Source organism: Janthinobacterium sp. BJB304, assembly GCF_002735765.1.
Taxonomy (GTDB): Bacteria; Pseudomonadota; Gammaproteobacteria; order Burkholderiales; family Burkholderiaceae_D; genus Janthinobacterium.
Map to the genome: position 1 here is coordinate 17,097 of NZ_PDZN01000004.1, position 25,439 is coordinate 42,535.

General features: G+C 63.1%; 20 protein-coding genes. 12 read left to right on the top strand and 8 right to left on the bottom strand.

What is annotated here, in order from left to right; translation table 11 throughout:
• Window positions 1–44 precede the first annotated feature (44 nt).
• A complete protein-coding gene (locus tag CSQ95_RS05775) occupies window positions 45–947 on the top strand; it encodes a LysR family transcriptional regulator (protein WP_099408981.1) in 903 nt (300 codons plus the stop codon).
• On the opposite strand, the gene CSQ95_RS05780 is transcribed toward CSQ95_RS05775, so the two are convergent.
• The 5 genes from CSQ95_RS05780 to folD form a co-directional block, all read right to left on the bottom strand.
• The gene (locus tag CSQ95_RS05780; protein WP_099408845.1) at window positions 940–2,082 is read right to left on the bottom strand and encodes a branched-chain amino acid ABC transporter substrate-binding protein; all 1,143 of its coding nucleotides are present in this window, start codon (window positions 2,080–2,082) and stop codon (window positions 940–942) included. The genes CSQ95_RS05775 and CSQ95_RS05780 overlap by 8 nt on opposite strands.
• Before the next feature lie 372 nt (window positions 2,083–2,454).
• Complete coding sequence (locus CSQ95_RS05785) at window positions 2,455–2,823, bottom strand: hypothetical protein (RefSeq protein ID WP_099408846.1); 369 nt, start codon at window positions 2,821–2,823, stop codon at window positions 2,455–2,457.
• The gene (locus tag CSQ95_RS05790; RefSeq protein ID WP_070311793.1) at window positions 2,820–3,245 is read right to left on the bottom strand and encodes a DNA polymerase III subunit chi; all 426 of its coding nucleotides are present in this window, start codon (window positions 3,243–3,245) and stop codon (window positions 2,820–2,822) included. The genes CSQ95_RS05785 and CSQ95_RS05790 overlap by 4 nt, the downstream gene beginning before the upstream one ends.
• Before the next feature lie 5 nt (window positions 3,246–3,250).
• The gene (locus CSQ95_RS05795; RefSeq protein ID WP_373631556.1) at window positions 3,251–5,335 is read right to left on the bottom strand and encodes a M3 family metallopeptidase; all 2,085 of its coding nucleotides are present in this window, start codon (window positions 5,333–5,335) and stop codon (window positions 3,251–3,253) included.
• 79 nt (window positions 5,336–5,414) lie between these two features.
• Window positions 5,415–6,260 (bottom strand): bifunctional methylenetetrahydrofolate dehydrogenase/methenyltetrahydrofolate cyclohydrolase FolD, encoded by an 846-nt coding sequence (folD, locus tag CSQ95_RS05800; RefSeq protein ID WP_070221908.1) that lies wholly within the window; start codon window positions 6,258–6,260, stop codon window positions 5,415–5,417.
• A gap of 665 nt (window positions 6,261–6,925) precedes the next feature.
• On the opposite strand from folD, the gene aceE reads away from it, so the two are divergent.
• From aceE to lpdA, 3 genes are all read left to right on the top strand, one after another.
• Complete coding sequence (gene aceE, locus CSQ95_RS05805; protein WP_099408847.1) at window positions 6,926–9,622, top strand: pyruvate dehydrogenase (acetyl-transferring), homodimeric type; 2,697 nt, start codon at window positions 6,926–6,928, stop codon at window positions 9,620–9,622.
• A 94-nt stretch (window positions 9,623–9,716) separates the two neighbouring features.
• A complete protein-coding gene (aceF, locus tag CSQ95_RS05810; protein WP_099408848.1) occupies window positions 9,717–11,372 on the top strand; it encodes a dihydrolipoyllysine-residue acetyltransferase in 1,656 nt (551 codons plus the stop codon).
• Window positions 11,373–11,382: 10 nt separating this feature from the next.
• Entirely contained in the window at window positions 11,383–13,170 is a 1,788-nt protein-coding gene (gene lpdA / locus CSQ95_RS05815) for a dihydrolipoyl dehydrogenase (protein ID WP_099408849.1), read from the top strand.
• 175 nt (window positions 13,171–13,345) lie between these two features.
• Here the strand turns inward: lpdA and CSQ95_RS29010 are convergent, their stop codons facing one another.
• Window positions 13,346–13,558, bottom strand: a complete 213-nt coding sequence (locus CSQ95_RS29010) for a hypothetical protein (RefSeq protein ID WP_143449911.1) — start codon at window positions 13,556–13,558, stop codon at window positions 13,346–13,348.
• 180 nt (window positions 13,559–13,738) lie between these two features.
• On the opposite strand from CSQ95_RS29010, the gene CSQ95_RS05820 reads away from it, so the two are divergent.
• Window positions 13,739–14,908, top strand: coding sequence for a hypothetical protein (locus tag CSQ95_RS05820; RefSeq protein ID WP_143449912.1), 1,170 nt, complete (start codon window positions 13,739–13,741; stop codon window positions 14,906–14,908).
• A 23-nt stretch (window positions 14,909–14,931) separates the two neighbouring features.
• Here the strand turns inward: CSQ95_RS05820 and CSQ95_RS05825 are convergent, their stop codons facing one another.
• Complete coding sequence (locus CSQ95_RS05825; protein WP_070312825.1) at window positions 14,932–15,651, bottom strand: TetR/AcrR family transcriptional regulator; 720 nt, start codon at window positions 15,649–15,651, stop codon at window positions 14,932–14,934.
• 144 nt (window positions 15,652–15,795) lie between these two features.
• Between CSQ95_RS05825 and CSQ95_RS05830 the strand changes: the two genes are divergently transcribed.
• The 3 genes from CSQ95_RS05830 to CSQ95_RS05840 are packed head-to-tail and all read left to right on the top strand — an operon-like array spanning window position 15,796 to window position 20,125.
• Complete coding sequence (locus CSQ95_RS05830) at window positions 15,796–16,995, top strand: HlyD family secretion protein (protein ID WP_099408851.1); 1,200 nt, start codon at window positions 15,796–15,798, stop codon at window positions 16,993–16,995.
• A 6-nt stretch (window positions 16,996–17,001) separates the two neighbouring features.
• Window positions 17,002–18,600 carry a DHA2 family efflux MFS transporter permease subunit gene (locus CSQ95_RS05835; protein WP_099408852.1) on the top strand — a complete coding sequence of 533 codons (1,599 nt, stop codon included), beginning with the start codon at window positions 17,002–17,004 and terminating at the stop codon, window positions 18,598–18,600.
• 52 nt (window positions 18,601–18,652) lie between these two features.
• A complete protein-coding gene (locus tag CSQ95_RS05840; protein ID WP_257217963.1) occupies window positions 18,653–20,125 on the top strand; it encodes an efflux transporter outer membrane subunit in 1,473 nt (490 codons plus the stop codon).
• A 9-nt stretch (window positions 20,126–20,134) separates the two neighbouring features.
• Here the strand turns inward: CSQ95_RS05840 and CSQ95_RS05845 are convergent, their stop codons facing one another.
• Complete coding sequence (locus CSQ95_RS05845; protein ID WP_070289213.1) at window positions 20,135–21,052, bottom strand: LysR family transcriptional regulator; 918 nt, start codon at window positions 21,050–21,052, stop codon at window positions 20,135–20,137.
• 112 nt (window positions 21,053–21,164) lie between these two features.
• Here CSQ95_RS05845 and CSQ95_RS05850 point away from each other — a divergent pair, with 112 nt between their 5' ends.
• The 4 genes from CSQ95_RS05850 to CSQ95_RS05865 all read left to right on the top strand — a co-directional run bounded on the left by CSQ95_RS05850 (window position 21,165) and on the right by CSQ95_RS05865 (window position 25,288).
• Window positions 21,165–21,764, top strand: a complete 600-nt coding sequence (locus tag CSQ95_RS05850) for a short chain dehydrogenase (protein WP_070289214.1) — start codon at window positions 21,165–21,167, stop codon at window positions 21,762–21,764.
• Window positions 21,765–21,872: 108 nt separating this feature from the next.
• Complete coding sequence (locus CSQ95_RS05855; RefSeq protein WP_099408854.1) at window positions 21,873–23,594, top strand: hypothetical protein; 1,722 nt, start codon at window positions 21,873–21,875, stop codon at window positions 23,592–23,594.
• A gap of 153 nt (window positions 23,595–23,747) precedes the next feature.
• Entirely contained in the window at window positions 23,748–24,452 is a 705-nt protein-coding gene (locus CSQ95_RS05860; protein WP_257217964.1) for a hypothetical protein, read from the top strand.
• Between the two features lie 104 nt (window positions 24,453–24,556).
• On the top strand, window positions 24,557–25,288 hold the full coding sequence (locus CSQ95_RS05865) for a BON domain-containing protein (protein WP_099408855.1): 732 nt from the start codon (window positions 24,557–24,559) through the stop codon (window positions 25,286–25,288).
• Window positions 25,289–25,439: the final 151 nt, after the last annotated feature.

Sequence of the window (25,439 nt, forward strand, 5' to 3'; positions counted from 1 at the left end):
CATCGAGTACAGGCTATACATTTATGTATGACCAAGTTGACGCCATGAACCCATCCATCGCCTGGGAATACTATCGCTCCTTGCTGGCCGTGCTGAAGCACGGCTCGCTGTCCGGCGCCGCCCGCGCGCTGGGCATCACGCAGCCCACCGCCGGCCGACACATCGCGGCCCTCGAACAGGCGCTGGGCGCGACGCTGTTCACGCGCTCGCAGCAGGGCTTGCTGCCCACGGAAGTGGCCCTGGCGCTGCGTCCCCATGCGGAAACCATGGAGCACACGGCGGCCCTGATGGAACGCGCCGCCAGCAGCCAGGGGCAGGGCGTGGCCGGCGTCGTGCGCATCGCGGCCAGTGAAGTCGTGGGTGTGGAAGTGCTGCCGCCCATCCTGGTCCGCCTCCGCGCGCGCCATCCGGGCCTGACCATTGAATTAGTATTAAGCAACAAGGTGCAGGATTTGCTGCGCCGCGAGGCGGACATTGCCGTGCGCATGCTGCGTCCGCGCCAGGAGCAGCTGGTGGCGCGCAAGGTAGGCGAGATCGAACTGGGCCTGCATGCGCACGCCGATTATCTGGCACGCCATGGCACGCCGGCGCGATTGCTTGATCTGGCGCAACACGCCGTCATCGGCTACGACGAGGCGAGCCCCTTCGTGCGCAACGCGGGCGCGGCCTTCCAGGGATTTACGCGGGAAAACTTTGCCTGGCGCAGCGACAGCGACGTGGCGCAACTGGCATGGATACGGGCGGGCGCCGGCATCGGCGTGTGCCAGGCGAGGCTGGCGGCGCGCGATCCGGCTCTGCGGCGCGTACTGCCGCAAGCGTTTTCGCTGCCGATGGAAACCTGGGTCACCATGCATGAAGATTTGCGCGGCAGCCTGCGCTGCCGCGCCACCTTCGACGCGCTGGCCGAAGGATTACGCGATTACGTTGCCAGCCAACCGCTTATTTGACGACTTCCATCTTGGTTTTCTTGCCATCCCTGTAGGTGAACAAGGTCAGCGCGCCATCCTTGATGTCGCCGTTGGCGTCGAACGAGATCGGCCCCGTCACGCCCTGGTAGTGCACCTTGGCCAGGAAGGGCAGGTAGACGGACGGTTTCGACGATTTCGCATCCTGCATGGCGGTGGCCATGGTCATCACGGCATCGTAGACGTATGGCGCGTACAGCTGCACTTCCATATTGTATTTCTGCTTGTAGCGGGCGCGGAAATCGTCCATGCCTTTTTGCTGCGCGCCCGTCACGCCGCCCGCTTCCGCGCAGGTGACCATGTCTTCGCCGACGGCGTCGCCCGCCAGCTTGCCCAGCGGTTCCGTGCACAGGCCGTCGCCGCCCATGAACTTGGCCTTGATGCCCAGCGCCTTCATCTGGCGCAGCATGGGGCCGCCCACGGAATCCATGCCGCCAAAGAAGATCAGGTCGGGATTTTTCGACTTGATGCTGGTCAAAATGGCATTGAAGTCCGTCGCGTTGGCATTGGTAAATTCCTTGCCGACGATTTGCACGCCAGGCGCCGCCTTCTTGGCGCCCTTGACGAACTGTTCCGCCACGCCCTGGCCGTAGGCCGTGCGGTCGTCGATGACGGCGATTTTCTTCGCCTGCAGCTTGCCCACGGCATATGCGCCCAGGGTGCCCCCCAGCTTGTTGTCATTGGCCACGACGCGGAAGGCCGTGTTGAATTTTTGCTGGGTATAGGTCGGGTTGGTGGCGGCCGGCGAAATCTGCGGGATGCCGGCATTGAAGTAAATGCGGGAGGCGGGAATCGTCGTGCCCGAGTTCAGGTGGCCGACGACGCCGTTGACCTTGGCGTCGACCAGCTTTTGCGCCACGGCCGTGCCCTGCTTGGGATCGGCCGCGTCATCTTCGGGCACCAGCACGAATTTCACGGTTTTGCCGTCGATCTTGAAGCCTTTGGCGTTCAAATCCTCGATCGCCATCTTGGCCGCGTTCTCGTTATCCTTGCCCAGGTGGGAGCTGGCGCCAGAGACCGGGGCGACGTGGCCGATCTTGATGATTTCCTGCGCGCCCGCATGGCCGGCAAAGGCGAGGGCGAGGGCGAGAGGAAGGACTTTGGTCTTGAGCAGCATAAACATTCTCCAATGGATAAAGATACGGCGGCGTCTCGTGAAAACCGCTTCGAATGGCGGTACGTGTGAAGAAAGGTACAACAAAAAACAGGCGGCGCAAAGCCGCATTTCGGGCTTTTTACATTTTGTCGCAACAATCACCAAAGTGAGGCGCGATGCACCGATTTCGCAGGCGCGAGCGCACCAAAGAATGGCGTTGGAGGAAAGAATAGGGTAGGTCGGGTAGGTCGGGTTAGCGCGCAGCGCGTAACCCGACATTGCGCGGCATGCTCATAACCCAACGGCAAGGACGGGGAATGCCGGGGTCAGACCCGTCGGGTCTGACCCCAGATTTTTGTCGGTGATGAAATGGTCGCAACGACAGGTGTGTGCTTACTGTGCCGGCGGATGCAGATGCCCCAGTTCATGGCTGACCGCATGCGCGACGATCTGTTCCAGCGATTGCTGCAAGTCTTCGCGCAGGGCGCCGCGCATGCCGATCAGGGCGTTTTGCAGGGCCGTCTGCAGGACGTGGGCGATGCGCTCTTCCAGCAGATGGTCGATCTTGCCCTGTACTTGATGCAGGATGCGCTGCGTGAGCCGCTGTTCGATGGCGTCCCAGTCGGGCTGCGCCGCCGCTGGCGGCAACGCCGGCGCTTCCTCGACGACAGCAGGCTGCGCCGGGCTGGCAGTAACCACCTCCGGTCCCAGCAGCACCTCCGTCAGCAGGGGGATGCCTTGGTCGAATGGCTGCTGGCTCATGCTTTACCCGCGACGAAATGCGTCGGCTGCACGTCCTGCTGGCGGTAGTGCAGGAAGCGCTGGCGGCCCGCCTGCGCATCCTGTTCATCCATGGAGACGATCTCGAAGACGCGCTGGAAATCGGCGTAATTGGCGGGCGGCAGCTGCGACAGGTTGACGAGGATGTCGTGGTGCGGCAGCTCGGCGGCCGCGTCATCGGTCAGGATGATGGGCGTTTGCGGGGCCAGCGGGTCGCCGGCCAGCACGTGCGGCAGGAAATCCGTGGCGGAAATGGTCCACATGGCGCTGTTCAAGGCGTCGAGCTGGGTGCCATCTTGCACCAGCACGACCACCTTGTTGCCGGCCATATACGCCTTGCGTGCCAGACGGCAGGCGTAGGCCAGCTTGTCCGGCACGTTGCTGTGAAAATCGACGCGGCTCATGGCGGTCAAGCGGCCATGCCGCTGTGGCGCAGCAGGGCGTCGATGCTCGGTTCGCGGCCGCGGAAGGCCGTGAACGATTCCAGCGCGGGGCGCGAGCCGCCGACGGACAGGATTTCCTGCAGATAACGCTTGCCCGCCGCCGTGGTGGCGGCCGGTCCCAGCGCCCTGGCTTCCTCAAACGCCGCATAGGCGTCGGCGGACAGCACCTCGGCCCATTTGTAGCTGTAGTAGCCAGCCGCGTAGCCGCCGGAGAAGATATGCCCGAAGGAATTCTGGAAGCGGTTGAAGGCGGGCGGGATGATCAGCGCGAACTTGGCGCGCACGCTGTCGATCAGCTGCTGCACGCTCTGGCCCGTGCCGGCATCGTAGTCATAGTGCAGATGCATGTCGAGCAGGGAGAATTCCACCTGGCGCAGGGTTTGCAGGCCGGACTGGAAATTCTTGGCCGCCAGCATCTTGTCGTACAGCGCGCGCGGCAGCGGCTCGCCCGTGACGGCATGCGCCGTCATGTGCTCGAGCACTTCCCATTCCCAGCAGAAGTTTTCCATGAATTGCGACGGCAGTTCCACGGCATCCCATTCGACGCCGGCGATGCCCGACACGCCCAGCTCGTCGACGACGGTGAGCATATGGTGCAGGCCGTGGCCGAACTCGTGGAACAGGGTGATGACTTCATCGTGCGTGAACAATGCAGGCTGTGCCTGGCCGTCGACCACGGCCGGTTCCGTGAAATTGCAGGTCAGGTAGGCGATCGGCGTCTGCACGTGCTGTGCGTCGGCACGGCGGCCGCGCGCGTCGTCCATCCAGGCGCCGCCGCTCTTGCCGGCGCGCGCATACAGGTCCAGGTAGAACTGGCCGACCAGCTGGCCGTCGCGCTCGATGCGGTAAAAACGCACGTCCGGGTGCCAGACGGGCGCCGTATCCAGTTTGATCTCGACCGCGAACAGGTTCTGGATCTGGCGGAACAGGCCGTCGATCACCTTGTGTTCAGGGAAATACTGTTTGACTTCCTGGGCCGAGAACGCGTAGCGGCGTTCCTGCAGCTTTTCGGAGGCGTACGGCACGTCCCACGCCTGCAGTTCGGCGATGCCCAGTTCTTCGCGGGCGAATTGTTTCAGTTCGGCCAGGTCCTTCTCGGCGAACGGACGCGCGCGCTTGGCCAGGTCTTCCAGGAAGGCGATGACTTGCGCGGGCGAAGTGGCCATCTTGGAGACCAGCGACACTTCGGCGAAATTGGCGTAGCCGAGCAGTTTTGCCTCTTCGTTGCGCAGACGCAACAAGGTGACGATGTTCTGAGTATTGTCCCAGTCCTCTTTCTTGCTGAAGACGTCGCCCTGGTCCGATGCCTTGGTGGCGTTGGCGCGGTAGATGGTTTCGCGCAGCGCGCGCTTGTCGGCAAATTGCAGGATCGGGTAGTAGGACGGGAAGTGCAGCGAGAATTCATAGCCTTGCTTGCCGGCTTTGTCGGCGGCGGCGCGCGCGGCCGCCTTCACGTCGTCGGGCAAGCCGGCCAGGTCGCTTTCGTTCTCGACCAGCAACTTGTAGTCATTCGTGGCGTCGAGCACGTTTTCGGAAAAACGCGTACCTACGGCCGCATGTTCTTCCTGGATGGCGCCGAAGCGCTCTTTCTTGTCCTCGGGCAACTCGGCGCCGCCCAGGCGGAAGTCGCGCACGGCATTCTCGACGATGCGCCGGCGCGCCGGCGACAGGTTGGCGAAATCGGCGCGGGCCTGCAATTGCTTGTATTTGCCGAAGAGGATTTCGTTCTGGCCCAGTTCGGTCAAGAATTCCGTCACCTTGGGCAGGTTCGCATTGTAGGCGGCGCGCAGTTCGGGCGTATCGATCACGCTATTTAAATGGTTGACGATGCTCCAGGCGCGGCCCAGGGTTTCGGCGATCTTGTCCTGGGGCGCGACGAAGTTGTCCCAGCTCACTTCTTCCATGGGCGCTTCCAGCTGCGCCACCGTGGCGCGTGCCTGGGCCAGGAGGGTATCGATGGCAGGCGTGACATGCTCGTGCGTGATCGCGTCGAAGCGTGGCAGGCCGGAAAAATCAAGCAGGGGATTGGTATTCATCGTCGGTTCGTCCATTCTGTCTTCATACATGGAGCGCCTGAAAAATGTTCAAGGCCAGGCAACGCCGCCATGAGCATTGTCTCAGGTGCTCCTCTTAAATGCGCTCGGCGGCCTCTACCGTATTCATCAACAGCATCGTGATCGTCATCGGACCCACGCCGCCGGGCACGGGCGTGATGTGGGAGGCGATTTCTTTCACTCCGGCAAAATCCACGTCGCCGCACAGCTTGCCGTCATCGTCGCGGTTCATGCCCACGTCGATGACGATGGCGCCCGGCTTGACCATGTCGGCCGTCAGGGTGTTGCGGCGGCCGACGGCGGCCACGACCACGTCCGCCTGGCGCGTGTACAGGCCCAGGTCCGGGGTCGCACTATGGCAGATGGTGACGGTAGCGTTCGCTTGCAAGAGCAGCAGGGCCATCGGCTTGCCGACCGTGTTGCTGCGGCCGATGACGACGGCGTGCTTGCCGCGCAAGTCGACGCCCGTGCTTTCGATCAGTTTCATGCAGCCGTACGGCGTGCACGGGCGGAAGCCGGGCAAGCCCGTCATCAGTTCGCCGGCGCTCAGGACGGAATAGCCGTCCACGTCTTTCGTCGTGGCGATCGCTTCGATGACCTTGTGCGGGTTGATGTGCTTGGGCAAGGGCATTTGCACGAGGATGCCGTGGATGGCGGGATCGGCGTTCAGGCTGGCGATGCGTGCCAGCAAGTCCGCTTCGGACAGGTCCGCTTCATATTTTTCCAGCACCGAGTGGAAACCCACGTCGCCGCACGCCTTGACCTTGTTGCGGACATATACCTGACTGGCCGGGTCTTCGCCGACGAGGATCACGGCCAGGCCGGGCTGGGTGCCCTTGGCGGTAAGGGCGGCGGCGCGCGTGGCGATCTCGCTGCGCAGTTTTTGGGAGAGGGCGATTCCGTCGATCAGTTGTGCTGGCATGGTAGGGGGGGCTGAGAGATGTAGGAGGGAAAAGACAGATTATAAAGCCGGGCGGCGCAAAGGGGCGGTTTTGGCTATGCAAAGGCGTAGCAGCAGCGGGCCGGAGACGCGGGCCTGAGAAAATGCCGATGGCGGCGTTGCAGCTCCTTGCCGTACTGGCGTACTGTCTGCGTCGCTGCGCCTTGCCCTCGACGTTTTTCAGGCCCGCTTGGCCCGGCATAAAAGCGGGCCGGAGACGCGGGCCTGAGAAAATGCCGATGGCGGCGTTGCAGCTCCTTGCCGTACTGGCGTACTGTCTGTGTCGCCGCGCCTTGCCCTCGACATTTTTCAGGCCCGCCTGGCCCGGTATGCCTGTGCGGACGACTGGGGCGTTAATGCGTTTTGCTGGTGTGCTGGTGGCCTAGGGAGCGCAAGGGCCTGCGGTTCTTTTGGCGCCGCTTTTGGCACTTTGATCACCCTAATTTCCGGACAGAATTTGCGGCAGTGCAGCATAAATTTCATAGGGTGATTTCATGATATGAAATGCTATATCGTAATTTGAAAAATACTAAATACGCTGTTAGAATCCCCACACTAAACCGACTTAATAGTAAATAATCAGCGAAATACCGTCCGACAGCGATCCGGAAAATCGGGGTGGGGCGTTCACAAAGGAGACTCAACAGATGTCAGCTCAACTGAACCAGGTAACGACACAGATCGGCACCGACCCGGATATGCAGGAAACCAAGGAGTGGCTGGACGCGCTCGAAGCCGTGCTGGAAAATGAAGGTCCGGAACGCGCGCATTACCTGATGGAGCGCATGGTTGACCTGGCCCGCCGCCGCGGCGCCCAGATCCCGTTCTCCAGCACCACCGCCTACGTCAATACCATCCCCACCAAGCAAGAAGCACACTGCCCCGGCAACCTGGAATACGAAGAGCGCCTGCGCTCGTGGATGCGCTGGAACGCCATGGCCATGGTGGTCAAGGCCAACCGCGCCGACGGCGACCTGGGCGGCCACTTGTCCTCGTTCGCTTCGCTGGCGAACATGCTGGGCATCGGTTTCAACCACTTCTGGCACGCGCCGACGGCCGACCACGGCGGCGACCTGCTGTACATCCAGGGCCACTCCTCGCCCGGCGTCTACGCGCGCGCCTTCCTCGAAGGCCGTTTGACGGAAGAGCAAATGCTGAACTTCCGCAAGGAAGTCGACGGCAAGGGCCTGTCTTCGTACCCGCATCCAAAGCTGATGCCTGACTTCTGGCAGTTCCCGACCGTGTCGATGGGCCTGGGCCCGCACATGGCGATCTACCAGGCGCGCTTCCTGAAATACCTGCACGCACGCGGCATCGCCAAGACCGACAACCGTAAAATCTGGGCCTTCTGCGGCGATGGCGAGATGGACGAGCCGGAATCCCTGGGCGCGATCGGCCTGGCCGCACGCGACATGCTCGACAACCTGGTCATCGTGGTCAACTGCAACCTGCAGCGCCTGGACGGCCCCGTGCGCGGCAACACCAAGATCATCCAGGAACTGGAAGGCGAATTCCGCGGCGCGGGCTGGAACGTCGTCAAGGTCATCTGGGGCCCGGGCTGGGACGCCCTGCTGGCGCAAGATAAAGAAGGCATCCTGCAGCGCGTGATGATGGAAACCGTCGACGGCGAATACCAGAACTACAAGGCGAAAGATGGCGCCTACGTGCGCAAGCACTTCTTCGGCAAGCATCCGAAGCTGCTGGAAATGGTTGCCAACATGACGGACGACGACATCTGGCGCCTGACCCGTGGCGGCCACGATCCGCACAAGATCTACGCGGCCTTCAAGATCGCCCAGGAACACAAGGGCCAGCCTACCGTCCTGCTGGTGAAAACCATCAAGGGCTACGGCATGGGCAAGTCGGGCGAAGCGCGCAACACGGCGCACCAGACGAAAAAACTGGACGACGAAGCCATTCGCGAAATGCGCGACCGCTTCTCGCTGCCTATCCCGGACGACAAGCTGGCCGATATCCCGTTCTTCAAGCCTGCCGACGATGCGCCGGAAATGGTCTACCTGCACGAGCGCCGCAAGGCCCTGGGCGGCTACCTGCCGCAGCGCCGCCAGAAGGCGGAAGAAACCCTGCCCGTGCCTGGCCTGGACGCGTTCAAGAACGTGCTGGAAGCGACGCCGGAAGGCCGCGAAATCTCGACCACGCAAGCGTTCGTGCGCGTCATTTCGACCCTGCTGAAAGACCCGAACCTGGGCCAGCGCGTCGTGCCGATCCTGGTCGATGAATCGCGTACCTTCGGCATGGAAGGCCTGTTCCGCCAGATCGGCATCTACAATCCGAAAGGCCAGTTGTACGAGCCGGTCGACAAGGACCAGGTCATGTACTACCGCGAAGACAAGGCTGGCCAGATCCTGCAGGAAGGCATCAACGAAGCGGGCGGCATGAGCTCGTGGATCGCCGCGGCGACGTCGTATTCGACCAACGACCGCATCATGATCCCGTTCTACACCTTCTACTCGATGTTCGGCTTCCAGCGCATCGGCGACCAGGTATGGGCTTCGGCCGACATGCGCGCCCGTGGCTTCCTGATGGGCGGCACGGCTGGCCGCACAACCCTGAACGGCGAAGGCTTGCAGCACGAAGATGGCCACAGCCATATCTTCGCCGCGACCATCCCGACCTGCATGCCGTACGACCCGACCTTCAGCCATGAAGTCGCCGTCATCATCCAGGATGGCCTGCGCCGCATGATCGCCAACCAGGAAGATGTGTTCTACTACATCACGATCATGAACGAGAACTACGCCCAGCCAGGCATCAAGCCGGGCCAGGAAGAAGGCATCCTGAAAGGCATGTATAAGTTGCAAGAAGGCAAGGCAGATGCCAAGCTGCGCGTACAACTGATCGGTTGCGGCACCATCCTGCGCGAATCGATCTTCGCCGCCGAATTGCTGGAAAACGACTGGGGCGTGGCCGCGGACGTGTGGTCGGCGCCGTCGCTGACCCTGGTGGCCCGCGATGGCCAGGATGCGGAACGCTGGAACATGGTCAACCCGTCGAAACAGCAGCGCGTGCCTTACGTGACGTCGCTGATGCAGGACACGGATGGCCCGATCGTCGCCACGACCGACTACATGCGCGCATTTGCAGAACAGATCCGCGCCTTCATGCCGAAGGGCCGCACCTACAAAGTGCTCGGTACCGATGGCTTTGGCCGCTCGGACAGCCGCGCCAAGCTGCGCGAGTTCTTCGAAGTGAACCGTTATTATGTCACCGTGGCCGCGCTCAAATCGCTGGCTGACGAAGGCAAGATCGACGTGTCGGTGGTGGAGCAGGCGATCGCCAAGTACGGCATCGACGCGAACAAACCGAATCCGGTGACCCAGTAATCGTTGTGCGGACCCGATGATGCCAGGGCGGTGCGAAAGTGCCGCCCTGGCGTGTGTGCGGGTCCATCTGACAAATAAAATAACGGAGCAAGCTATGAGCATTGTGGAAGTCAAAGTCCCGGATATCGGCGATTTCAAGGAAGTCGAGATCATTGAACTGATGGTCAAGCCAGGCGACACGGTCAAGGTCGACCAGTCCCTCATTACCGTCGAATCGGACAAGGCCAGCATGGAAATCCCATCGAGCCACGCCGGTGTCGTCAAGGAATTGAAAGTCAACGTGGGCGACAAGATCGCCGAAGGTTCGCTGGTCCTGCTGCTGGAAGTGGCGGACGACGCCTCGGCCCCGGCGCCGGCCGCCGCGGCCGCCCCGGCACCTGCCGCTGAAGCCGCCCCCGCCGCCGCTCCTGCGGCCGCGCCAGCGCCAGCGCCTGCCGCCCCTGCCGGCGCGCCGGCCCTGGTCGACGTGACCGTGCCCGATATCGGCGACTTCAAGGAAGTCGAAGTCATCGAACTGATGGTCAAGGTCGGCGACACGATCAAGGTCGACCAGTCGCTGCTGACGGTCGAATCGGACAAGGCCAGCATGGAAATTCCATCGAGCCACGCCGGTGTTGTGAAAGAATTGAAGGTCAAGGTCGGCGACAAGGTTGCCAAGGGTAGTCTGGTGCTGGTGGTGGAAACGACCGGTGGCGCTGCCGCTCCTGCCGCTGCGCCTGCGCCGGTCGCGCAAGCTGCCGCCGCACCAGCCGCCGCCGTCGCTTCGGCGCCGGTCGCTGCCGCTCCAGCCGCCGCACCTGCCGTGAACGGCAAGCTGGCGCACGCGTCGCCATCGATCCGCAAGTTCGCGCGCGAACTGGGCGTGGAACTGGCGCTGGTCGGCGGTTCCGGTCCGAAGGGCCGCATCACCCAGGAAGACGTGCAGAACTTCGTCAAGGGCGTGATGTCGGGCGCCGTTGCCGCACCAAATGCTCCAGCCGCTGCCAAAGGCGGTTCCGGCGTGGGCCTGGATCTGCTGCCATGGCCGTCGCTGGACTTCAGCAAATTCGGCACGACCGAATTGCTGCCGTTGTCGCGCATCAAGAAAATCTCGGGTCCGAACCTGCACCGCAACTGGGTCATGATCCCGCACGTCACGCAGTTCGACGAAGCGGACGTGACGGATCTGGAAGCATTCCGCGTCGACACCAACGCGGCCAATGCGAAGAACAAGGATGCGGCCAAGCTGACCATGCTCGCCTTTGTGATCAAGGCATCCGTCGCCGCGCTGAAGAAATTCCCCGCGTTTAACGCCTCGCTCGACGCCAAGGGCGAGAACCTGATCCTCAAGCAGTACTACAACATCGGCTTCGCTGCCGACACGCCGAACGGCCTGGTGGTACCCGTGATCAAGGGCGCGGACCAGAAGTCGGTCTCGCAAATCGCCCGCGAAATGACGGAACTGTCGCTGCAGGCGCGCGAAGGCAAGCTGAAACCGGCCGACATGCAGGGCGCCAGCTTCACGATTTCGTCCCTGGGCGGCATCGGCGGCACGCACTTCACGCCTATCGTCAATGCGCCGGAAGTGGCCATTCTGGGTCTGTCGAAAGCCTCGATCAAGCCGGTATGGGATGGCAAGGCCTTCCAGCCACGCCTGATGATGGGCACCTCGCTGTCCTACGACCACCGCGTGGTCGATGGCGCGATGGGCGCGCGATTCTCCGTGTACCTCGGCGAAGTCCTGGCCGACATGCGCAAAATTCTGCTGTAAGGAGCGATTGATGAGCACAGTAGAGGTAAAAGTACCGAATATCGGCGACTTCAAGGAAGTCGAAGTCATCGAACTGATGGTCAAGGTGGGCGACACCATCAAGGTGGACCAGTCCCTGATCACGGTCGAATCGGACAAGGCCAGCATGGAGATTCCATCGACCCACGCGGGCGTCGTCAAGGAAGTCAAGGTCAAGGTCGGCGACAAGATCGCCGAAGGCAGCGCGCTGCTGGTGGTCGAAGCGCTTGACGGCGCGGCTGCAGCTCCGGCAACTGCACCGGCGGCCGCACCTGCACCGGCGGTAGCCGCTCCGGCAGCCGCTGCGGCTCCTGCACCTGTCGCCGCCATCCCGGCCGGCAATTACAGCGGCCAGGTCGACATCGACGTCGACATGATGGTGCTCGGCGGCGGTCCTGGCGGCTACTCGGCGGCGTTCCGCGCGGCCGACCTGGGCATGACGACGGTCATCGTCGAGCGCTACGCCACCCTGGGCGGCGTGTGCCTGAACGTGGGCTGCATCCCGTCGAAGGCGCTGCTGCACGTGGCATCCGTCATCGACGAAACGGCGCACATGTCCAATACGGGCGTGACGTTCGCCAAGCCGACGATCGACATCGACCAGGTACGCAAGTACAAGGAAGGCGTGATCTCGAACATGACGGGCGGCCTGGCCGGCATGGCCAAGGCGCGCAAGACGCAAGTCGTCACGGGCGTGGGCCAGTTCCTCAGCGCGAACCACATCGAAGTGACGGCTGGCGACGGCTCGAAAAAAGTCGTGCAGTTCAAGCAGGCCATCATCGCCGCCGGTTCGTCCGTGGTGAAACTGCCTTTCGTGCCGGAAGACCCGCGCATCGTCGATTCGACGGGCGCGCTGGAATTGCGCCAGATCCCGAAACGCATGCTGGTCATCGGCGGCGGCATCATTGGCCTGGAAATGGCGACTGTCTACTCGACCTTCGGCGCGCGCATCGACGTGGTCGAAATGATGGATGGCCTGATGCAGGGCGCGGACCGCGACGCCGTCAAGGTATGGCAGAAGTTCAACGAGAAGCGCTTCGACAACATCATGACCAAGACCAAGACGGTCGCCGTCGAGGCGTTGCCGGAAGGCATCAAGGTCACTTTCGAAGCGGCCGAAGCGGGTGCCACGGCACCGGCACCGCAAGTCTACGACCTGGTGCTCGTCGCCGTGGGCCGCAGCCCGAACGGCAAGAAGATCGCTGCCGACAAGGCCGGCGTGAACGTCACCGACCGCGGCTTCATCGAAGTCGACAGCCAGATGCGCACCAACGTGCCGAACATCTTCGCCATCGGTGATCTGGTCGGTCAGCCGATGCTGGCGCACAAGGCCGTGCATGAAGCCCACGTGGCCGCCGAAGCGGCTTCCGGCCAGAAGTCGCACTTCGACGTCAAGGTGATCCCGTCGGTCGCCTACACGGATCCGGAAGTGGCATGGGCCGGCATCACGGAAGACGAAGCGAAAGCCAAGGGCATCAAGGTCGAGAAAGGCCACTTCCCGTGGGCCGCTTCCGGCCGCGCCGTGGCCAACGGCCGCGCCGAAGGCTTCACCAAGCTGCTGTTCGACGCGGAAACGCACCGCATCATCGGCGGCACCATCGTCGGCACGCATGCGGGCGACATGATCGGCGAAATCGCGCTGGCCATCGAAATGGGCTGCGACGGCACCGACATCGGCAAGACCATCCACCCGCACCCGACCCTGGGCGAGTCGATTGGTATGGCTGCCGAAGTGTACGAAGGCGTGTGCACGGACTTGCCGCCGCCGCGCAAGCGTTGATGTTGTAGCGCTGTGACACTCAAAACCCCGCAAGCGATTGCGGGGTTTTTTATTGGGCCGGTTACCACCCGCACCCGACCCTGGGCGAGACGATCGGCAGGTTGGTAAAAGCGCACCGAAGTGTACGAAGGCGTGTGCACGGACTTGCCGCCGCCGCGCAAGCGCTGATAAAAAATTAACTTTCAGTACAAAAAACAGGGACGTGTTCCCGGCTTTTTTTATTTCCCTTGACCTTCAGCAGGGTAAAACGTGGCGCGGCAGCACCATGTGAAAATTGGTGAGTATTGCCGTATGGAAAAAATGGCAGAATGGCGGTCTGTAACCATGTTTTGCTTCTATGGACGCGTGCGATTTTTCCAGCAATGTTGCCAGCATGGGAGTCGGTCAAGTTCCGCTGTACCAGGAGCCTGTCCCAGCAGATGAATACATCCCTTGCTGGCGCCCCTCGGAAGCGGGGAGTCGTCGCGTGGCTCGCTACGCATCCTCCTCACGCCTTGTCAGCGCTCCTGATGAACTGCCAGCAGAAGACGCTCCTTATTGGGATAGGCTCTAAGAAAGTTTTGCAACGATGAGAAAATTTACCGCCCTTCATATCGCCGATGTCCGTTTGCGCCGGACTGATGAGCAAGAGCAAGCCGTGATGCTGCATGCCTTGTACCAGGATGTGGCCGCTATCCTGGCGGCGGGCAAGAGGATCGATGCGATTTTCTTCACGGGCCAGCTGGTGGCGCCGGACGCCTGTGCCGGCACGACACCCGTGTACGTCTACGAATACTTCCTGCGCCCCTTGCTGCAGGCGGCCAGCTTGCCTGGTGCGCGTTTCTACCTGGTGCCGGGCAGCCGCGCGCAGGGTGTCGCCGCGGCGGCGCTGGGCAATGCCGGCTTCAGCTTTTTCTCTGCCGACGAGCACGCCAGTGCCGAGCAGCGCGCGCACTACAAGAATATCCACGCCGTGTTCCATGGCCACCAGCATACGGGCGATGCCAGCTCGCTGATGAAGTCGCTGGGGATCCTGTTCAAGAGCAATCCAGGCAGCCTGTACGGTGCGAATGGCCAGATGGCGGCATTTTCCGTGCTCGAGTTCGCCACGGGAGAGGCGGATGGCGGCGGGGCAGGCGCGCAGTGGACGGTGTCGCTGCGCGAGTTCGATGACGTGAGCAAGAGCTTCGCCCTGTCGGTGCTGTACACGCCGAATGGCCAGGAAACGGGGCAGGTGGATGCCGAGTATGTGTTTGCCACCTTGCTGCCGCAGCTGGCGGGCGATCGCGCCTATCTCGATGGCTTGCTGGGCAAGGCGGGCGCGCAACGGCGCGAGGACGCCGGCGTCGCTGCCGATGCGCGCGAATTCCTCATCGAGCTGGCGTTCGTGATGTTCGAAGCCAAGAGCGTGTTCCTCAGCGAGGCGGAGCTCGAGCGTTTTGTCAGCGACTATTGCGGCGTGAAGGGCTGGAGCATGGCGGCCGGGGACTGGCTGGCGCCGCTGTATGCGCATGGCTTGCTGCTGTGTGCCGATGGCCAGGTGGCGTTTTCCTTCGATTACTTCCGCACGTATTTCCTGGCGCAACGCTTTGAAACCTCGTTCGACCTGATGCGCTACGGCCCGGACCGCTACGATGGAAGTGAGTCTTCACTCAGCGTTGATGGCGCGTCGGCGGCCCAGCCTTTCCTGCGTGCGCTGGGCTTGAATGATGAACAGGTCGAAGCGGCGCTGCCGGAAGACTGCAGCCGTCCTGGCTGACTTCCGGGGCCAGCCATCCCGCGTCAGTCCGCCAGCGGCTGGCGCAGGGTGCCGCGCAGGAACAGGTCCAGGCTGAGTGCAACCTTGGTGCGCAGCTGTGCGACATCCGGCTGCGCCTGTGGCGGGAATAGCAGGCGCGACATCTGGTCGCCCAGCAGGCAATTGAGCAGGTGCAGCGCCAGCATGGATGGGGTCAGCTCCGCGCGAAACAGGGGCGCGATGTCGGGGCGGCTGAAAAACTTGGTCAGCATCTCGCGCGTCTGTCCCGGTCCCACCTTGTAAAACGTTTCCGCCAGTTCCGGGTGCGTGGCCGCTTCGGCCACCACCATGCGATTGAGGCGGATCGCCGCCGGCATGGTGACCAGTTGCACGAACAGCAGGCCGAACTCGCTCAAAATGGCGGGCAGGGGCCGCATATCCGTTTCCAGTGCCGGCATGGTCGAGAAGTAGGCGGCGCGGCGCAATTCCACCACGGCATTGAACAAGCCCGACTTGCCGCCAAATTTCACATAAATCGTGCGCACGGCCACATGGGCTTCGCGGGCGATCATTTCCAGGCTGACCTTCCCATACCCTTTTTCCAGAAACAGGCAGCCGGCCGTGTGCAGCAGGTTTTCCATGCGCGCTTCCATGTCGGCCGCGCGCGGGCGGCCGGCTGGCTTGCCGCAGCAGGAAAGCTCCTGAGCGGCGGCGTCGGATTCTGTATCGGTAGGCAAGGTATCGCTGAGGCCGGGATCGGACATGGTCTGGGTCTCTTTATAAGGTGGAAGGTAAGTGATGGCTCACACTGTAGTGCAAATTAAAATGAAATGCAATCGTTTCATTTCTTGACTTTGGCTTTTCTTTGCCCAATAATGAACCTATATCATTTCATTTCCGGAGCGAGTATGTCCAACCAGCCAGGCCAAGCAGAGCACAAGGTGCTGAGCGCCGTCCCACCCGCGGCCCCTGCCGCACCTTCCACGCCCGCCGCTTCCGCCAGCTCCGCACCACCGAATAACCGTGTGAAAATCATCGCCGGCCTGATCGTCCTCGTCGCGCTGGGCGCCGGCGCGCGCATGTGGTACCGCAGCCACTATTTCGTGGAAACGGAAAATGCCTATGTGGCCGGCCATGTGCATCCTGTCTCGGCGCGCATTTCCGGCGTCGTCACCAAGGTTTTTATTGACGACAATCAAATCGTGAAAGAGGGCGACGTGATCGCCGAACTCGACCCGTTCGACCAGCGCGTGAAAACCGAGCAGATCGCCGCGCAGATCGCCAGCGCCGAGCAGCAAGTGCTGCAAGCGGACGCGCAGATCGCCCAGGTGCAGGCGCAAGCGAGTGCCGCCCAGGCGCAAGTGGCGCAAGCCGATGCGCAATTGCTGCGCGCGAAACAGGATGCGGACCGTTATGGCCAGCTGTACACGAGCCAGATGAAAGCCGTCTCGAAGGCGGAACTCGACGCGGCCAACGCGGCCCGCTCGAGTGCCGTGGCCGACCTGGCCGCCCGCCGCGACAGCGCCTCGGCCGCCAAGTCGCAGATCGGTGCGGCGCAAGCTGCGCGCGACGTGGCCAAGGCACAAGTGGCCGTGCTGCGCGTGCAATTGAAGGACGCGGAACAGCAGCTGCAATACAACCGCATCCTGGCGCCCGTCGCCGGCCGCATCGGCAAGCGCAACGTGGAAACGGGGATGCGCGTGCAGCCTGGCCAGCAATTGACGGCCATCGTGCAGGACAACGTCTGGGTCACCGCCAACTTCAAGGAAACCCAGCTGGCCGACCTGCACCGCGGCCAGAGCGTGCACGTGACCATCGACGCCATGCCGGGCAAGAAACTCGTGGGCACCGTGGACAGCTTCGCCCCTGCCTCGGGCGCGCAATTCGCCCTGCTGCCGGCCGATAACGCCACCGGCAACTTCACCAAGATCGTCCAGCGCGTGCCCGTGAAAATCGTCTTCCAGCCGGAAGATATCAAGGCCATGAATGGTCGCCTGGTGCCGGGCATGTCGGTGATCGCCGAAGTGGAAGTGAACCAGCCCGCGTCGGACAAGGCCGAGGCCCCGCGCCACGCCGCCGCTCCTGCCGCCCAGACCGCCGCCCGCTAAGCTTCCATGAGCAGCCCTTCCACCACGCTGGCGAAGCCGCCAGCGTTTCCCGTGATTGACGAGAAAGTCTCCGGGCGCACCTGGCTGGCGGTCGCCGCCGGCATGCTGGGCGCCTTCATGGCGGTGCTCGACATCCAGATCACCAACTCCTCGCTCAAGGATATCCTTGGCTCGCTGTCGGCCACCCAGGAAGAGGGGTCGTGGATTTCCACGGCCTACCTGGTGGCGGAAATTATCGTCATTCCCCTCACCGCGCTGCTGGCGCGCGTGTTCGGACTGCGTACCTACATGATCGGCACCACCGCTTTCTTCCTGCTGTTCTCCACCCTGTGCGGCACGGCCTGGAACCTGGAAAGCATGATCGTCTTCCGCATGCTGCAGGGGTTCACGGGCGGCGCCCTGATACCGATGGCGTTCACCCTGGTGATGCTCAAGCTGCCGCCGTCGAAGCGCGCCGTCGGCATGGCCATCTTCGGCCTGACGGCGACCCTGGCGCCGGCCATGGGCCCGACCCTGGGCGGCTACCTCTCCGAGCTGTATGGCTGGCCCTCGATCTTCTACATCAACTGGGTGCCGGGCGTGCTGCTGATCGCCGGCATGATCTATGGCCTGGACAAGGAGCCGATGAAGCTCGAGATGTTCTGGAAGGCCGACTGGCTGGGCATCTTCTTCATGGCCCTGGGCCTGGGCTGCCTGACGATCTTCCTGGAAGAAGGCAATTCGAAGGACTGGTTCGACTCGGGTTTCATCATCACCTTCGCCGCGCTGGCCCTGGTGGGCATCCTGGGCTGGGTCGTCACCAGCGCCACGCGCGCCGAACCGTTCGTCAACCTGGGCCTGTACGGCCAGCGTAACTTTTTGGTCGCCACCGTGCTGTCGGCCGTGACGGGCATGGGCCTGTACGGCTCGGCCTTTTTGCTGCCCCTGTTCCTGGGCCAGATCGCCGGCTATTCGCCGATGCAGATCGGTGAAGTCATCATGTGGGTGGGCTTGCCGCAGCTGTTCATCATGCCGTTTGTCGCCAAGCTGTCGTCCGTGGTGGACAACCGTATTCTGTGCTCGTTCGGCCTGCTGCTGTTCGGCGGCTCGTGCATGATGAATGCCTACATGGACGCGTCCACCGGCTATGACCAGCTCTTGTGGTCGCAGGTCGTGCGCGCGCTGGGCCAGCCCTTCGTCATGCTGACCCTGTCGAACTTCGCCATGAAGGGCATCGCGCCGAAGGACATGCCGTCTGCATCGAGCCTGTTCAACATGACGCGCAACCTGGGCGGCTCGATCGGCATCGCCCTGCTGGCCACGGCCCTGGGCACCCGCGAACACTTCCACTCGCAGCGCCTGGGCGAAGCGATCAATGCGTATTCCAGCGCCACGCAGCTGCGCATCGATCAGCTGACGTCGTCGTTCATGGCCAAGGGCTATGACGCCGTCACGGCCGGCAACCAGGCCTTGCAGGCGATCGACGGCATCGTGCGCCGCGAAGCGTATGTGATGGCTTACAACGATGGTTTCTTCCTGATCGGCGCCATCCTGCTGGCCTGCATCGTGCCCCTGTGGCTGGCCGACAAACTCAAAGCTCCCGGTGGCGGTGGCGGCGGTCATTGACCGCGCCCGCATACACCTCAAGAACAAGAAGGTAATCATCATGCAAACCATCATGCAAACAGTAATGACGAAAATCGCGCTGGCCGCTTCCCTTGCCGTGGCGCTGTCCGCCTGCGGCACCGTGGGCCAGGATTTCACGGCCCCGGCAAACGTGGCCGGCACCGACACCTTCCGCCACGGCGCGGCCGCCGCGGATGCCGCGCAGCTGCCCAAAGAGTGGTGGCGCATCTACGGCGACGCGACCCTGAACCGCCTGGAACAGAGCGCGCTGCAGGACAATCCCAGTGTAAAAGCGGCCGGCGAGCGCCTGCTGCAGGCGCTGGCGCAAAGCGGCACGGCGCGCGCCAACCAGGGCCCGAGCGTGAACGTCAGCACGGGCATCTCGAACTCGCGCACCTCGGCCAACACTTCGCAGGGCCTGGCCCTGGGCAACCGCTCGATCAGCGGCAATAACTTCTCCGTGGGCGGCTCGCTGTCGTATGAAGTCGACCTGCTGGGCCGCGTGAAACGCATGGTCGAAGCGGCCGATTCGCAGGCGCTGGCGGCGCAGGCGGACCGTGACGGCGTGCTGCTGATGCTGTCGTCGCAAGTGGCCAGCAATTACTGGCAGCTGCGCGGGCTGGATGCGGAAATGGCGATCCTGAATGGCGCGCTGGACACCCGCCGCGAGTCGGCGCAGCTGGTTGAGGCGCGCTTCAATGCAGGGCTGACGAATGAGCTGGACCTGGCGCGCGCGAAAGTCGAACTGTCGAACGCGCAGGCCGACCTGCATGAGGTCAAGCGCCAGCGCAACCAGCTGGAAAACAGCCTGGCCACCCTGACGGGCAAGCCGCCGTCGGCGCTGCAATTGCCGGTGGCCGCCGAGCCTTCCAGCCTGCCGCTGCCGCCCGCCATCCCTGTCGGCCTGCCTGCCAGCCTGCTGGCGCACCGTCCGGACCTCATGTCCAGCGTGGCGGGCCTGCGCGCGGCGAACGCCCAAGTGGGCGTGGCAGAAGGCGCGTTTTACCCGTCGCTGCAATTGACGGGCAATTTCGGCTACGCCTCGGAAAAACTGCGCGACCTGGCGCAGGGCGGTTCGCGCCAGTTCAGCTTTGGCCCGCTGGCCCTGTCCCTGCCGATCTTCGACGGCGGCCGCAACCAGGCCAATCTGGACCTGTCCAAGGCGCGCTATGCGGAAGCCGTGGCGAACCACGAAACGAAGCTGCTGACGGCCTTGCGCGAAGTGGAAGACGCCTTGTCCGACGTGGAGCAGCGCCAGTTGCAGGGCGATGCGCAAGCCCTGTCGCAGGCAGCGGCGGCGCGCGCCTACCTGGTGGCGCGCACGCGCTATGAGCGCGGCATCTCGACCTACCTGGACGTCACCGATGCCCAGCGCAGTTCGCTGGCGGCGGATCGCGCCGCCGCGCAGATCAAGACCCAGCGCCTGCTGGCGACGGTCGCCGTGGCGAGGTCTCTCGGCGCCGGCTGGCAGCCGGACGGCGAGCTGGCCAGGCTGGCGTCGGCGCCCGCCGCAAAGGCCAACTAAGTACGACGATTACGTGAGCGTGGCCGGTGGCGGTGTCGCCGCCGGCCCGTAGCGTTCCAGCAGAAAATCGATGAAGGTCGTCAGCTTCGGCGTGGGCTGGCGGTCGCGTGCATACACGAGGTGCATGGGGCGGGGCGCCGGCACGTAGTCGGCCAGCAGCGGCACCAGCCTGCCGGCGGCGATATCGCCGGCCATCAGGATCTCCGCCTGCATGACGATGCCGAAGCCGTGCAGGGCTGCCACGCGCAGCGCCTGACCATTGTTCGAGCGGAAGCGGCTCTCGCGCACGGGGCTGCCGTCATCGTCGCCGCTCCTGGCCAGGCGCCAGCGCACATGGCGCGTCCATTGCATGAAGTCCAGGCATTCGTGGCGGGCCAGGTCGGCCGGCGTGCGCGGCGTGCCGTGTCTGGCCAGGTAGGCGGGCGCGGCGCAGATCACCATCGCATACGGCCGCAGCACGCGCGCCACCATGGCGGAATCTTCCAGCTTGCCGATGCGGATGGCCGCATCGAATCCTTCCTCCACCAGGTCCACCGTCCTGTCGTTCAGGTTCAATTCCAGGCTCACTTCCGGATACGCATCGAGGTAGTCGGCCATCAGCGGCGCGATGCATTCGCTGCCGAAGGACACGGGTGCCGTGATTTTCAGCTTGCCGCGCGGCGCCGCGCGCATGGCTTCCGCGCCCCGTTCGGCCGCATGGATGCTGGCCAGGATCTGGCGGCACTGTTCCGCATACTGCTGGCCGATTTCCGTCAGGCTTTGCCGCCGCGTGGTGCGCGCCAGCAGCCGCGCGCCCAGCCGCTCTTCCAGGTATTTGATGTGCTTGCCCACCATCACGGGCGAAATATGGAATGCCTCGGCGGCGGCCGTGAAACTGCCCGCATCGACGACGGCGACAAAAATCTCCATGCTGCGCAATTTATCCATGATATCCCGATTGCAAACTGCAGATTAGTAATCTTGTAAATTCTAGCGTATTTATTCCTTTTTGTAAGCGGCGCATACTGGCTCCATCGTTCAACCCACACAAGGAAGCAGCATGAAAATCGTCATCATTGGCGCCAGCGGCACCATCGGCACGGCCGTCGCCGCCCAACTGGCGCAACGCCATGAAATCATCGAAGTGGGCAGCCGCAGCGGCACGCACCAGGCCGACATGGGCGACATCGCGCAAGTGCGCGCCCTGTTCAAGCGCATCGGCAAGGTCGATGCCGTCGTCGTGACGGCCGGCAAGCTGCATTTCGGCCCGCTGAGCGAATTTACTCCTGAGCAATTCCAGGTAGGCCTGGAAAGCAAGCTGATGGGCCAGGTCAACGTGGCGCTGGTGGCGCAGGAGTACCTGAACGACGGCGGTTCGATTACCTTGACCAGCGGCATCGTGGCCGAGCAGCCGATCCGCTTCGGCACGGCCGCCACCATGACCAACGCGGCCGTGGAAGGCTTCGTGCGGGGCGCCGCCATTGAATTGCAGCGCGGCGTGCGCATCAATGTCGTCAGCCCGACGGTGCTGGCCGAATCGCTGGAGTCGTACGGCCCCTTCTTCTATGGCTTCGAGCCGGCCGCCGCCAGCCGCGTGGCCCTGGCCTACAGCCGCAGCGTGGAAGGGGCGCAGACGGGGCAGGTGTACAAGGTCTGGTAAGCCGCTTGCCATGCCATGGGGGCAGGTGGGACAATCGCAGGCTGAGCAAGAAAGCGGTAGCGCGCCATCCGCGCCAGCCGCGTCTGAGAAAAATCCAACCGAGGCCCCATGAAAAAACTCCTGATTCCCCTGCTGATGGCCGCCGCCGTCGGCAGCGCCTGCGCCGCAACGCCAGCCGCCCCGGCCACCGCGCAACAACTGACGGCCATGAGCGCCCGCTACGCGCCCGTCGCGCTGACGGCCGACGTCAGCCACCTGTCCGCGGGCGACCGCCAGGCCATCGCCAAACTGGTCGAGGCGGCCAAGCTGGTCGACGTGCTGCAGCTGCGCCAGCGCTGGTCCGGCAATGAAGCGCTGTGGGCGGCCCTGAAGAAGGACAAGTCGGCCCTGGGCCAGGCCCGCCTGAATTATTTCTGGATCAACAAGGGCCCATGGTCGGTGCTCGACGCGCACGCCTCGTTCATGCCGGCCAGCTATGCGGGCATCGCCATTCCCGCGCACAAGCCGGAAGCGGGCAATTTCTATCCGCAGGGCGCCACCAAGGCCCGCCTGGAAACATGGATGAACGGCTTGCCGGCGGACGACAAGCAGCAGGCGCAATGGTTTTTCACGACCATCCGCGCGGGCAAGGACGGCAAATACCAGACCGTCAAGTATTCGGACGAATACACGGTGGAGCTGAAACAGCTGGCCAAATTGCTCGATGAAGCGGCGGCCGCCACGGACAACGCATCGCTGAAGAAATTTTTGACCCTGCGCGCCAAGGCTTTCCTCGACAACGATTATTTACCGTCCGACTTCGCCTGGATGGACCTCGATTCGCCCGTCGACATCACCATCGGCCCGTATGAAACGTACAACGATGAACTGTTCGGCTACAAGGCCGCCTTCGAAGCCTACGTGAACATCCGCGACCAGGCCGAAACGCAAAAGCTCAATTTCTTCGCCAAGCACATGCAGGAGCTGGAAGACAACCTGCCGCTCGACGCCCGGTACCGCAACCCGAAAGTGGGTGCGCTGGCGCCGATGGTGGTGGTTAACCAGGTGTATGGCGCCGGCGACGGCAACATGGCCGTGCAGACGGCCGCCTACAACTTGCCCAATGACGAACGCATCATCAGCGCGCGCGGCTCCAAGCGCGTGATGCTGAAGAACGTGCAGGAAGCCAAGTTCAAGGCCACCCTGACGCCGATCTCGAAACTGGTGCTCACGCCGGAAGCGCAGCAGGACGTCGATTTCAATTCCTTCTTCACGCACATCCTCGCGCATGAAATCATGCACGGCCTGGGCCCGCACGCGACCGTGGTCGACGGCAAGCCATCGACGCCGCGCCAGGATTTGAAGGAAGCCTACTCGACCATCGAAGAAGCCAAGGCCGACATCACGGGCCTGTTCGCGCTGCGCTACATGATGGACAAGGGCCAGCTCAACGACACCCTGGGCCAGGGCGAGGCGGCCGAACGCAAGCTGTATAACACCTTCCTCGCTTCCGGTTTCCGCACGCTGCATTTCGGCCTGACGGATTCGCATGCGCGCGGCATGGCCATCCAGATGAATTACATCCTCGACAAGGGCGGTTTTGTGTCGCTGGGCGATGGCAAATTTGGCGTCGATTTTGCGAAGATCAAGCAGGCCGTGATCGACCTGGACCGCGAATTTTTGACCATCGAGGCGACGGGCGACTATGCGCGCGCGCAAGCGATGATGACGAAATACGTGGTCATCCGCCCTGAGGTGCAGGTGGCGCTCGACAAGATGAAGGCCGTGCCCAACGATATCCGCCCGGAATTCGTCACGGCCCGCGCGCTGGATAAGGCGGCGAAGAAATAAGCTGACCTTGATTATTATCAGTCTGAAAAGCCGGTGCCTTGCGCACCGGTTTTTTTTCGTCTTTATTTGTGAAAAGTTGCCAGTTTTTCCTTGTGGAAATACATCCACCGCTTACTCTGCAGTGGTAAATCCTCCTTTCTTCCCGCCTATTCCATGCTGAATCCGCTCTTGCTGATGAGCTTGCTCATCGCTTTCTCCCCTTTGCCTGCCGTGGCTGCCGCCCAGCTCACCGATTTGGAAACCCGCTGGCTGCAGGCGGGCCAGCCCGTCATCGCGTTTGCGCGTGCGCAAGGTTTGCCCATCGATATCATCGTGCAGCCGCAGGATGCGCCCGGCGCCGTGCCGCTGGCGCTGGGCTACGAAGGGGGGCGCTGCAAGCTGGTGCTGTCCTTGCGCGGCAATGCGCAGGCGGACAGTGTCTTGCAGGGCCTGCCACCCGCGCGCCAGGGCCTGATGATGGAAGCGATGACGGCGCATGAGATCGGCCATTGCCGGCGCTATGCGCAGGGCGACTGGCACGCCTTGCCGCGCGGCTTTGTCGAACCGCGCAGCAGGCAGCGAGGCAAGTTGACTGCGCTGGCGCAGGAGCTGCGCGAGACGCGCCGTGAAGAGGGGTACGCGGACCTGGTGGCCCTGGCCTGGATGCATGGACGCCACCCCGGCCAGTATCAGGATGTGCTGGCCTGGATGCGCGGCGTGCGCGCGGCAGGCGAGGCTGCGGGCGGCGGTGTAGGCAGTTCCCACGCCACGCAAGGCTGGCTGGCGCTGGCCGATGGCGCAGGCGCATTTGATGGGGCCGTTTCACCATTTGAACAGGCGCAAGTATTGTGGCGGATGGGTTTGAGCGGCGACAAATAAACGGTGATTTTTAGGCGAATGGACTGTCAGCGTGTGCTGTCGCACGGAGCTTTGCGCGCGGCAGGGGTCTAATCTGGGCATCAACTAACCAGAGAGGAACCATCATGAACAAAATGATCGCACTCATGCTGGCCGCCAGTGCCAGCGCCCTGCTTGCCGCCGCGCCCGCGTATGCGCAGGATGCCTCGTACAAGAGTTTGACGGACAAGGCGTCAAGTGACTACAAGCAGGCCAAGGCCGCCTGCGACAGCCAGAGCGGCAACGCGAAAAAAGTCTGCGTGGAAGAAGCCAGGGTGGCGCGCGCCAAGGCCGAATCGGATGCCGTGGCCCAATACCGCAACACGCCGCGCGAGCTGGGCAAGGCCCGCAAGGACGTCGCCAATGCCGAGTATGACCTGGCCAAGGCCAAATGCGGCGACCGCACGGGCGCCGATAAAACCACATGCATGAACGATGCCAAGGCAGCGAAAACGGCCGCGCTGGCCGACGCCAATACGGGCGCCCGGGCCGGCACCAACGTGGCGCAGAATCCGCCCGCCACGACGAAGGAAAATTGCGACGCCATGGATGCGACGGCCAAGGCCGCCTGCGTGGCGCGCAATGCAGCCGGCAGCACCAAGACGGCCGTGGCCGACTCCGTCATCACCACCAAGATCAAGGCTGACCTCGTCAAGGACAACGACTTGAAGGCGCTCGACGTGCACGTGGAAACGGTGAATGGCGTCGTCATGCTCAGCGGCTTCGTGCCTTCCCAGGCGCAAGTGAAAAAAGCCGCCGACCTGGCCCGCAGCGTGGAAGGCGTGACGGATGTGAAGAATGGCTTGAAGGTCAAGTAAGCCACATTCTGCGCAGCGTTAACGCCAGGACTGGAGCGGCACGCAGCAGTGTCGTTCCAGTTTTTTGATTGTATAAATTACGATCATAATATAACATGAGAAAAATCCTGCCGGCTGGTAGTGACCGGCATCCATTTTTTCTCATGAGGAC